General features: G+C 55.1%; 13 protein-coding genes. 7 read left to right on the forward strand and 6 right to left on the reverse strand.

From position 1 onward, the window contains the following. Nucleotides 1-365 precede the first annotated feature (365 nt). Together J7392_RS23870 and J7392_RS23875 are read right to left on the reverse strand one after the other, a co-directional pair. On the reverse strand, nt 366-1,073 hold the full coding sequence (locus J7392_RS23870; RefSeq protein ID WP_209219823.1) for an RES family NAD+ phosphorylase: 708 nt from the start codon (nt 1,071-1,073) through the stop codon (nt 366-368). Continuing rightward, entirely contained in the window at nt 1,070-1,459 is a 390-nt protein-coding gene (locus tag J7392_RS23875) for an MbcA/ParS/Xre antitoxin family protein (protein ID WP_209219824.1), read from the reverse strand. Before J7392_RS23875 ends, J7392_RS23870 begins: the two co-directional genes overlap by 4 nt. Nucleotides 1,460-1,514: 55 nt before the next feature. Here J7392_RS23875 and J7392_RS23880 point away from each other — a divergent pair, with 55 nt between their 5' ends. From J7392_RS23880 to J7392_RS23895, 4 genes are all read left to right on the forward strand, one after another. Next, nucleotides 1,515-1,838: a hypothetical protein gene (locus tag J7392_RS23880; protein WP_209219825.1), complete on the forward strand. Its 324-nt coding sequence runs from the start codon at nt 1,515-1,517 to the stop codon at nt 1,836-1,838. Nucleotides 1,839-2,126: 288 nt separating this feature from the next. After that, nucleotides 2,127-2,798 carry a hypothetical protein gene (locus J7392_RS23885; protein WP_209219826.1) on the forward strand — a complete coding sequence of 224 codons (672 nt, stop codon included), beginning with the start codon at nt 2,127-2,129 and terminating at the stop codon, nt 2,796-2,798. Nucleotides 2,799-3,053: 255 nt separating this feature from the next. Further along, nucleotides 3,054-3,503: a hypothetical protein gene (locus J7392_RS23890; RefSeq protein WP_209219827.1), complete on the forward strand. Its 450-nt coding sequence runs from the start codon at nt 3,054-3,056 to the stop codon at nt 3,501-3,503. A 237-nt stretch (nt 3,504-3,740) separates the two neighbouring features. Then, complete coding sequence (locus tag J7392_RS23895) at nt 3,741-5,168, forward strand: site-specific integrase (protein ID WP_209219828.1); 1,428 nt, start codon at nt 3,741-3,743, stop codon at nt 5,166-5,168. Between the two features lie 102 nt (nt 5,169-5,270). On the opposite strand, the gene J7392_RS23900 is transcribed toward J7392_RS23895, so the two are convergent. Further along, nucleotides 5,271-5,447 carry a hypothetical protein gene (locus J7392_RS23900; RefSeq protein ID WP_209219829.1) on the reverse strand — a complete coding sequence of 59 codons (177 nt, stop codon included), beginning with the start codon at nt 5,445-5,447 and terminating at the stop codon, nt 5,271-5,273. 125 nt (nt 5,448-5,572) lie between these two features. On the opposite strand from J7392_RS23900, the gene J7392_RS23905 reads away from it, so the two are divergent. From J7392_RS23905 to J7392_RS23915, 3 genes are all read left to right on the forward strand, one after another. Beyond that, the gene (locus J7392_RS23905) at nt 5,573-6,055 is read left to right on the forward strand and encodes a hypothetical protein (protein ID WP_209219830.1); all 483 of its coding nucleotides are present in this window, start codon (nt 5,573-5,575) and stop codon (nt 6,053-6,055) included. A gap of 83 nt (nt 6,056-6,138) precedes the next feature. Next, on the forward strand, nt 6,139-6,696 hold the full coding sequence (locus J7392_RS23910; protein ID WP_209219831.1) for a hypothetical protein: 558 nt from the start codon (nt 6,139-6,141) through the stop codon (nt 6,694-6,696). A gap of 13 nt (nt 6,697-6,709) precedes the next feature. After that, nucleotides 6,710-8,977, forward strand: a complete 2,268-nt coding sequence (locus J7392_RS23915; RefSeq protein ID WP_209219832.1) for an AAA family ATPase — start codon at nt 6,710-6,712, stop codon at nt 8,975-8,977. Nucleotides 8,978-9,058: 81 nt separating this feature from the next. Here the strand turns inward: J7392_RS23915 and J7392_RS23920 are convergent, their stop codons facing one another. The 3 genes from J7392_RS23920 to J7392_RS24415 all read right to left on the reverse strand — a co-directional run bounded on the left by J7392_RS23920 (nt 9,059) and on the right by J7392_RS24415 (nt 10,440). After that, nucleotides 9,059-9,505: a hypothetical protein gene (locus tag J7392_RS23920; RefSeq protein ID WP_209219833.1), complete on the reverse strand. Its 447-nt coding sequence runs from the start codon at nt 9,503-9,505 to the stop codon at nt 9,059-9,061. Nucleotides 9,506-9,823: 318 nt separating this feature from the next. Next, entirely contained in the window at nt 9,824-10,126 is a 303-nt protein-coding gene (locus J7392_RS23925; RefSeq protein ID WP_209219834.1) for a hypothetical protein, read from the reverse strand. Nucleotides 10,127-10,269: 143 nt separating this feature from the next. After that, nucleotides 10,270-10,440 carry a helix-turn-helix domain-containing protein gene (locus tag J7392_RS24415; RefSeq protein ID WP_348540733.1) on the reverse strand — a complete coding sequence of 57 codons (171 nt, stop codon included), beginning with the start codon at nt 10,438-10,440 and terminating at the stop codon, nt 10,270-10,272. Nucleotides 10,441-10,680 lie beyond the last annotated feature (240 nt).

Genomic DNA, 10,680 nt, shown 5'->3' on the forward strand with positions numbered 1-10,680 from the left:
CAATATGAGCGATGATCTGAGGCGGAAACCGGTGGCGTTTGTAGCTGATCTTTTGTGTCTGCATCGACACCGCCTACGCCCAGATCAATGAACCAGCAACCTCAGGACCGTTAATGTGACAACACCTTCGAGGCGTGGAAATCCGCGGCACAGGCCGCTTGATCAACGAACAGCTTGCCAACTTGCGAATTCGGCGAGTTAACGTGACAACACCGATTTCAGGTCACGCCCCGCAAGTTGACGATGCCTTGCCGACAGCGTTATCGAGCGAGCTAAGATGACCTACCCGGGTGAGCTGATCACGCGTGAGGCACCGGCGGCCGATATCGAGAATGAGATCCCGTCCCCGTAAGGCGCGCGAGCGGCTAGGACGCGGTGACCGCCTCCATGTCGAAATGGGGCGACCCGTTCCAGATCAGATCCCAAGACGCGCCGGGGCGCACGTTCTGGATCGCGTGCGGCTCGAAACACACCAGACAGTTCCCGCCCGGCGCGGGCGCCCGGACCGAGGGATAGATCAGCCCGCGTGAACCGTTACGCCGGAGCTGCCCCGCAAGGGTCTGCCCCTCGGGGTAGCCTACATCAGGATTGGGAGCGAGCGCGGGGTGGCCGAGCTCATCGGTGATATCGTCAAACTCGCCGATGAAATCCGCGAGCAGCTCGACATAGCGACCATGGTCATCGTAGCAGCCCGTAAACTCCAACTCTCGAGTCCGGTGATAGGCGACTTCGCTGACCGAGACTTCCAGATCCCATGCGCAGTACCACGCGCCGCGCTGGCCGGTGTTAAAGCGGTTTCCGCCTTCGCGCGTATAGGTAAAGGCCGCGTTGACATGGGTATCGCCGTAGATCTGTAGGTCGCGGCTGCGCCGCCGCCAAGCAAGCTCGCGCGGATCGATATGCGCACTTCGGCCCCGCTCCGCGATCAACCGGCCGCTGGTCATGCCCTCGATCTCAGCGAGGACATCAAGCTCATCATCGGTGTCGACAAGCCCGCGAAGGGCAGGGGGCTTGTGGTAGGTGGCCGGCAGCAACCGGATCAGGCCGCGGTCCGAAATCTCCGTCTTCTTCATACGCCACCGCGAAGCGCATCAAGATAGGCCCGGATGGTCATGATCTGCGGTAGGCCGTCCTCGATCGCGGTATCAACAGGTCGCTGGCCGCTGAACAAAGGGCCAGTGTTGGGCCGCGTGAACCAATCCCGCGCCAAAACTTCGGAGAAATAGAGTTCCAGCGACTTATAGATGCCGATCACGGAGCTGAGACGCAAAAGCTGATCCTTGGTTAGATCACCCGCAAAATCAGGCTTCTTGGCGCGCTTCCAAGTGCTCTCGGACATGTCAGCGAGCGCTGCGGCTTCTTTCTGGTTCAGCGACCAGGCTTGAGTAACGCGGGCATAGGCCTTCAGAGCGACCGCATTGATCTGCGCGACATCGCGTGTCTTAACGACAGCTTCCATGATAAATCTCCTTTGACCACCAATATAGGCCGTATGATCCTCTTGTCTAGTCCATATGAATTTCTCGGGATATAGGCTTGCCCCTGCAGCATTCTTTGCTGGGACGCTGCGCGAGCTGTCTCCGGAAATTCCCACCTTTGGACCAATCGGGCCTGATACCGTGCTTAACTGGTTGCCAGTCTTCATCTTCGCGTTTCTGGGTTTCGTGCTGCATGGACTGTTTGCCCGGGCGGTGACTTCTATCAAGGTCATCTATTTCACCCTGCTTTACAGCCGCATTATGCATGGCGAAGCACTTGACCCGGACATCCGCGCAGATCTCGAAGGCTATCTGGATCTCGATGAGAAGGAGTTTTCTTCTGCAGAGGCTCCGACATAGAAGGACGTAAAGAGCTCCGTTGCGCTTGCGCGACATCCAAGTCCGCCGCGTAAAGCCATACGCTGGGGAAAAGGTGGGTTGGCTGCTATCGTCCTCCCCCCCTTCGGAGGGCCATCGCGCGTTGCGCTACTTGATCTCCTATTCGACAACTTGCTGCCAAGGGTCCGCATCGCGGACCCTTTTCTGTTCGGATTTTCACTACCTGTCGATGGGCTGGTTCGATGAGGATCACGATGAATTCTATACCGAAGATTGCCAAGGCACCGACATGCCGATGCTAGAACGTGAATGGAACACCTGTACGGATCTCTGGGCGAATATCTTCGCGGATCGCGGCGTGATTTAGATATTCTCATGGCATCAGATCAGTATGAGACCCGTGAAGCTGCGGATGCGGTTAAGGTGGCATTTGCCGATGAGACCTATGGGACACATATCATCGACTTGAGGGTCGAAAAGCTGCATATCTATGCGCCGACCGGCTACGGGGTACATCACGCTGACTTTGCATCCACTATGCGTACGCAAGAGCTCGATTACCCGGAGTGGCGGGAGGATTACTACGTCTTGTCAAAGGAGCCGCTGACCTTTCAAGAGGATCTGCTTGACGGAAGGGCGCATCACCCTGAAGAGCTCCGAAGCCGAGACGGATGCGCCGGAACCTTGAAGCCAAAGTCCTTGAGCTTTCCGGCTCGACAAGGATCGCTACCCCAGGAGTCCGTATCGCGCTTTGCCTTTCTATTGTTGGTCTCACGCTCAATCGTCAAAGACATCGCTTACCCCGAGACCGCTGAAAAGGTCTTTCGGGGCAAGAACCCGCTCTTCCAGCACCTGAAGAAACATTCGGTTGCTTTCGCGCTCAGCTGCTTGCTCCCCTGGAGGGAGAGCCGCAAACCGACGTCTCTCGGCCGCGTCTTCGCGTTCTATCTGATTGTCCAAGATCTCTTGCTCACGTTTTGAATCCGCCTCAAGGCGGGCCCGATATGCGGCGATCTGGCGAACTTTGGCATCCAGTACAATTACATAAGTTAGCTTATAAATTTTCGACCTGCCGCCAGGTGGATTCACAGATGAAGTGCGAATCTTGGGCCACCTAAGTCCGCGATAATAGCCAAATCCTGGCGAGAAAGCAGTTCACCCTGTTAGCCCATTCACGGCCATTCACTCGTCTTTAACCGCCCTGGCCAATCTACCTAAATAGAATGGAGATTAAAAATGGACAATTTAATAAAAACGAATGAACCGCCTTTTGGAATGCTGAAACGAGAAAGCGCAGCTCTGATTTTGCAGGGCTTGCGGCGTGAGGCCTATGCCGGCGTTTTGAAAGCAAGAGATAGCAGGGTAGGCGAAGCGTATATATGCGACCTTTTGCTTGATGGCTTGGGGCGGAAGCTCGAGATCAGAATTTATGGCTGCCTGACACCGCACCAATCCTCCCGTGAATCTAACCTAATCACGGCCGCAATTCACGGCCTTTCTTTTCTATTAAAGCCGCCCAGGATGGAGTTGCGGCCTTTCCATCCCAATGAGGCGGAAGTCCCTCATCTTGTCGGCCGCATTGACTTTCAGGTGGCTATCTTCCGCCTCAGTGTATTGCCCTATGCGTCGCAGGGCGGCCCCGCATGGGTATGCGTCCTGGAGATACGCCGTCAGGAGGGTCGCTGACATGGCGGTTTATTTTTGCATTTCTTCGCATCTTTTATCGCCTTTCCGGACGAGCCACCACGTCGGGTTCAGTGATGCGATTTTTAGTTACATTTACGATCCTCACCCTACGGCTAAGGGTGAACACTATGCACGGAATGCTCAAATCTATTGTGGGGTTGCCACGTCGAGTAAGGGAATAAAGTGGCCTGATCCGCTAGGAGGGGATGCAGCCTTAGACTGCACGGAGATCATGTCATGACTGAACAGCTCCCTCCAGGTTCTTCTTATGACGACTTTCGCGAGCGGACCTCTGCGGCCGATCAATTGCTTGATGAGCATATGGCGGTCGAGGCCCTATTCGCCAACAGCTTGATTGCCTACACCCATGCGCAAGAGGCCGACCTGCTCTATACGCCGGAAGTTTTGGTCGCGTCGGGCACTTGGCAGAAATATGAACAGCGCGTGGCAGCCCTCGCCCGCTCCAACCGGAATAATGATCCCTTTAGTGCCTTTCTAAAGAAAGACCGCACGCAGGGCTGGGCAAGCGTCAATACACGGCAAGCCAACAGATCCGCGCTTGTTCGCATGGCCGGTCAAATGATTGCCGAACACGCCCCCATCTTTTGGAAAGAGGTCCTCACGCTGACGGATGCGGGACCAGCCCGGTCTGCATTGATTGATCAGCTCAACGGAACGGTCGATGCGGACGCCATGGCACGGATGCGGGCAGCCCGCGAGTCACTAAACGGAACGGAGCGCAATCGCCTGGCGCAGGCCGTGGCCTTTCTTATTGCCATGCCCCCCGACCCTGCGCACCGCGCGCTACGTAGGAGGCAACCCAAAGAAGATACCAATCCGAAGAAAAAGCCAATACCTGCGATCGCTGCTCTGCGAGCGCTCAACCGGCATGAATATGGTAAACGCAAAAAGAACCCAGCTTACTGCTGGCGTAGTCATTTTTGGAAAACGGCTTTGACAGATGACTATGTTAGTGCACAGCGCTGCGCGATCATTGCGACCCTGATGCTGACCGGCTGCCGACCTGTTGAACTTTCGGCAAGGCTCGGTGTTACCGTTGAACTCGGAGAAGCGAATGGCGAAAACACTCTGACATTCACGGTCAAGGGGGCCAAGACGGCTCCGGAACTAGGACCTGAATTAGAAGCGAAGGGACAAGCACTACGCAGGATCGAGATGACCTGCCAGAGCCCGGAATCGATTTGGTTGCGAGACTATATTGCGCAGTCTGGCAGCGCGCGTCTGGAGATCAAGGAGGCCACTACTCCCCGTTCACCCTCCGGGATGTGGCTCTCCGTTGCAGAACAGGAGCGGCGGCTGACCGTAAGCCTCGGCAAGCTGATGACGAGGCTCGGCGCGCGCGCATTTCCAAGGCAGAGGAAAAATGTGACGCCATATGTTTTCCGACATGCTCTCGCAGCAGACATGAAGGCGGATGAAAAGATTTCGGATGAAATCATCGCTGCATGCCTCGGCCAACAAAGTACGCGGACACTGCAGCATTATGGTGGATCAAATCGTGGTCGCAAACTGCGATCTGTCAGAAGCCAGCAAATCATCCGGGTGACCGCAAGCAGTCCCATCCGCGGACAAAAGCATGTCCCCTTTTATGATCGCGGACCGGTTCTGGGAGCAAATCAAAAGAAGACTGCGCCCACGGGATAGGCTTTCATGCTGCTTGTGTACCGTTGCCTCCCGATCTTCAATCAGGATTTAAATGCGCAGAGACCTGTGCCCATAATTTCATATTTTGGGGTTATCATATTTCTATTTCACATTTTCTTTGTTTTCGAACCATTCATCAATCATGCGGCGGATCATTTCCTGCCGTGATGGCAAATCATCTTCCTCACGCCGGGTATCATCTATTTTTTTGACGATATCATCACGGATTCGGAGCATAATTCCGGTAGAATTGATCGAAGGGCGTCCTTTTTGAACCATTTCGCAATAGCACCTCTATTTATCGGTTGACATAATTGTATAATGGTATCATTATATAGCGAGCAGAACAAGGGCGGCAACCCTTATCCTGCTCTCAACACAACGATCTGGTTAAGGAGATCATCATGTCTAAATTTCATATTAATAGCTTGTTGCAGCCAGCGACAGGCAAAACTTGCCTCCAGTCGCCAGCGGTGCTCATGTTCGAGCGTTTGGTCGGCGATATGCAATCGACGCTTCAAGAAGAAGTCTGGTTCGACGCCAGTGACTGGCCAAACGGCTTTGATTGGCACGGCGAAGTGGACGCAATCTGGGAAGGGCTCGCGGAGGACGCGTTCCTGCTGGCAAAGTATCCCACCCGCAACGCGGGCGGACGGCTGCTCTGTCGCGGTGCAGGCGTAATCCATCGGGCTATCCGCGCTGGATCACCCGCGGAAATCGACGCAGCGCTTAATCGGTTGTTGGCGTATATGCGGAAGCCCGCCTCGGACCATGTTCATTTTCTGTTGAAGGAAGCTCAGGTCTGCCTTGAACAGATGGCGGATACGGCTCGGGCGGAAGAGGCAAACGGGCCTGATATTGATCTCGGCCTGTCTTCCGCAGCGTAACAGCCACCCAGCCATAATTTTGAGTTCCCTGACCGGCGTTCCGGCGCCCGGTTGGGCATTCTATTGCGCTTAAGGATCAATAAATGACACATCAACCACCCTTGCGGGGGCTCGAGGACGTATTCCGTCCCGACCTTCCTGTCCAAAATACAGAACTGATGCACTTTCCGAATGTCGATTCAGACACGCTCAAGCACCATGGCAAGCAGATCGGGAGGGCGGGCGAGCTCTTGGTTGAGAGCGTTCTGCTGAGACTAGGCTTGCCGAGTGTTTCGCCCGCAGAGTTCATGCCGGTGGACTTTTTTGTGTTCCATGAATTTGGCATTTTGCGGGTCCAGGTTAAGACCGCGGCCCGTGCGAAAAATAATTGCTACCAGTTCAACGTTTCGCATGGGTACCATCGATCGCCACGGGGTGTGCGGCGCTATGCGGAGACAGATTTCGATCTCCTGGCCTTGGTCGGGCTTCAGGACAACGTTGTAAAATTCTCAGTGGATCGTAGGCGGTCCCAATTCATTGGCGTGGACGAGGTGGATCGGTTGCGGCGGCGCCCCGGCGAGAGTTTTGGGCAGGCGCTGGACGCGCTTGGCGTGGTTCAGACGGGGGATCCTGCGGTGGGCCCGACGCCGTTGTGTTACTGAAGGAGGGCTGGCCATGAACAGACAACAGATGAACGCCCCGTTGTTTCCAACCAGTTTCTCCCAGTGCCTTGCGCGACGCGCTGTCGCGGCACTCTGCGAGAGCACGCTCATGGAATGGCGGTCAAACCTAGAGCAATGCTATGACTACGACGACGCGGAGATGGATGGCGAAGGAAACATCGATCTTTTGCGCCCCCGGGTAAAATCTGCGCCGGAGCTGCGAGACCTGCGCCAGTCTGGGTCAGTCGGTGCCCCGCCTGCGGCAGAAAATATGACATCTGCCGAGATCGAGCAACTCTATGCAACCGGCGAGGATCCTTGGGCGTGCAGCGAGCTTGACGTTTCACCCCTCTGGGACATCAAGCCGAAACCGGCGGCCATTCTCGCTGTACTGCTCCTCTGCGCTGCGCTCAAGGATGAGCATATGGTCGATAAAATGGCGCATCCTGGCGGTATTACCCTCTTGGTCTGTCCTCCGGACGGCATGCGGTCTGTTCTGCCCGGCGTACTCCCAGATCTTGTCAAACATTGGAAGGCGGACCAATTGACGCTCGCGGGAACTCAGATCGCTACGCTTCATGAAGAGACAAGCGCCTCGCCCTCTGAGAAAAACCGGAGCATCGATAAGTTCAGGCGATTGATCGACAAGCGCCTGCGTCAACACGAGGCTGTGCTTGCGGTCAGCAGTAGTAAGCATAGCCTCTCAGGTGAACAACTCAGTCTTGTCCGTCAGGTTTTGAATTGGCCTTCCGTCTCACCTACCGCGATCATTGAGACCCTGCGGTACACCCACAGTAACACGCAACAACTGGCCGAAAATGAGCTGTTGAAGCGGCTGCCTGACGCGACCGCGCTGAGACGGTTGGCACCTGTGCAAATCGACGCTGCTTTTGAGGAAGCAACTACGCTGCGGGTGGCGGACCGTCTTACCGAGATCATGCATGCGCATGGAGGCACGCTCCAGGTTACGCTGCATAGTGTCAAAGGGCTTGGCACCACGGTCGCCGCGCTTCAACGCATGGTGGATGATCTCGCGCTGTGGCAAGAGGGCAGGGTGGCGTGGTCCGACCTGACACACAGTGCGTTATTTTTCGGGCCTCCGGGAACAGGTAAGACGTTACTAGCGACCGCACTGGCAGGGTCTGCGGGTGTGCCACTGGTTGCAACTTCCTACGCGGATTGCCAGAAAGCAGGCCATCAAGGCGACATGCTGGCCGCTCTTTCGGGCGCCTTCGAGCGAGCAGCGCAAGCGGTTCCCGCGGTATTGTTCATCGATGAACTCGACAGCTTTTCGACGCGCACTTCCGGGGGCCACAATGACAACTATTCACGGGGTGTGGTCAACGGTTTGCTTGAACAGATCAATCGCGCCAACGAAGTCGAAGGTCTCATCATCCTCGCAGCAACCAACCATTTGGACGACGTGGATCCGGCAGTCACTCGAAGTGGCCGCTTTGATCTGAAACTCCAGATTCCCATGCCTGACCTTAGCGGAATCGAGGCTATTCTGGCGACCAAAATCGGGGACCGAGCCACGTCTAAGTTGAACCTGCGTGCGGTCGCAGAAAGGCTATTGGGCGAACCAGGTGCGACGGCAGAAGCGCTTATTCGCGATGCCCTCGGACGGGCCCGGGCAGAGAGGCAAGATCTGCGACAGGAACATCTTGAGGCTGCCGCTGATGCATTGGTGTTTCCTTCGGATGAGACATTATTGCACAGGATCGCCATCCATGAAGCAGGCCATGTCTTGGTGGCATTGCACGGCCCGCTTCCGCTTCCGAAACGTGTTTGGGTGACACCTCAGGGGGGAGGTGTCGAGTCGGCTCACTTGTCCACCGTCACGCCCAAACTGGCGGAAGCGCAATTGCAAATGCTTTTGGCAGGCCGAGCCGCCGAGGCGCTGCTTTTAGAGCAACCCAGCAACGGCGCGGGGCTCGGCACGGCAAGTGACCTCGCCCAAGCCACAAGGCTCGCAGCCGCGATTGAACTGCAATGGGCGTTTGGTCAATCTGGATTGATCTGGCACGACATTGGCGGGGTCGACCTTCAAGCGCTGCCGAGTAAGGTGCAGCAACAGATCCATTCGCATATCGAAAGGGCAAGCAAAGCAGCGCACGGAATGCTTGCGCAGAACCTCGATCACCTGAAGCATATTGCGTCAGAGCTCGTACAAAGCAGAGAATTGCATCAAGACGACCTTGAGCGCCTTGCTAAACGGATCTCTGGAAACATTCATGGGGACGCTGCCTGCCCGTGCTTACCGCCGATTTCAACTGCCTGAATAGGTGACCTCACTCATCTGCCTGTATCTATATGGCCGGGCACGACAGCTTCTTGTCGGTGCCCGGCTTGCGCTGCGTCGTCAGAAGCTTTGCCTAAGTGAAAGCTGAGGGCGCGCAGCTGCCACCTGCTCTAGAGGTGCGCTACGATCCGCTTTGCGTTTTTTAACCCCCGGCGTGAGCAACTTGCGCAGAACTTCCTCCGAGGCACCACCAATGCATTTTTCGAGAGCTAAAGCTATGCGGCGCACATGCGTTACATTGCCGACCCCCGCCATTTCGGCGCAATGGGCTGCCGTCCGCGCCGCTTTCATCTCCGACCACGGAAATTTTCGGCTAGGGGCGCGGCAGTTTTCGACGGCGCTGCTGCGTTCTTGCGCATAAAAGCGTCCCGCGTTGTCCCAGCGTCCAGCCGGGTCAATTCTCCGGCTTTTGCGGTCTGAGAATTCGAACCCGGCGCTGATTTCTTCGGCTGAGTAGGCAAGCTCGGTTGCAACTGTTGCTACTTGGTTTTTAAAATCTACAATCATCTAAATCTCCTGATTTTAGTTGTTTAGCGATGCGGAATAATTTCCGATCATCGCAAATCATACATAATCGATCTTGGTTAAATTTCAGTTTACGTTTGGCCAAAATTGCCAATGCCCTCAACATTAAGGTTTTCGATCACCTCGCACCCATGGTCCCGAGCGCTTAAAGCGTGCGGACTTGAGGCAACGCTGGGTCAGCACCGCCTGAAATCTGTATACGTCGGGAAGACGGACTGCTGTCTCAGCCGCGCGCTTGACAGTGAATGGATAGAAGAAAGGCTTTTCATCTTCTGTGACCGATCTGAGCATCGTCAAAGATCAACAAGCGTTGGCTATCTGATTATCCGGATGATCCCGGCACCAGGCATCGTGCAACCGATTAAAGGTCTCAGGCCCGATTATACTCTCGATACTTTCAAATTCGACCAGACGATACGTCAATACATTCAAAGCCGCTCGTGTGTTTCTGCCATCGAGGCAACAAAGATCGCTGAACTCAAGTGAGTAGTGGCCGGGGTAGCAGGCTGCAAGCAGCGCGAGCTGGCAAGTTTTTCCGCTGGGAGTGTCGCGAAATGCATTCTCGAGCAAATGCTTGGTGGATTGAATTATATTCGTGTTCATAGCGTTCTCCAATATATGACACGATTACTGTCTCATACCAAAGTTAAGCAGAGATTAATTTTTCAGAAGGCGATAGTATTCCCGAAATTAGTTTGAGGAACGTCTTAGCTACCCTAACAGGTTACGGCGAGATTCTGGCGTGATCAGATAAGAACCGCGTCATGAACATTCAGTGCATAGTAGGCGTTCAGCTCTGGCAGGTCTTCGTCGGCATAGCCGTTGCGCTTAATGTCACGATAAATCGCCGAAACATGCCTGCCGATCTCCGCTGCTATCTCTCGTACAGGTATCTTAGCATTCAACAGATCTTCAATCGTGCGCCTTTAACGCAGGTTTAGCTCTGTATAGGCCATCTTTTATTCTCCTTGCTTTCCAGCAAGATAGAGGAAATTTCGCAACCCAGTTTAGAATGAGCCGCTACACTGTGAATGTAAACACCATTCAGAAATGTCACTGGGTTTGCAAAGCAGGAATGTCACTACTGGCGCGACGGTAGCAAGGCTTTGCAGCCCGGAGACCCCACATATCGAAGGGCTGAAAAGCCTTGCGGGGAT

The organism is Sulfitobacter sp. R18_1 (assembly GCF_017743915.1).
GTDB lineage: Bacteria > Pseudomonadota > Alphaproteobacteria > Rhodobacterales > Rhodobacteraceae > Sulfitobacter > Sulfitobacter faviae.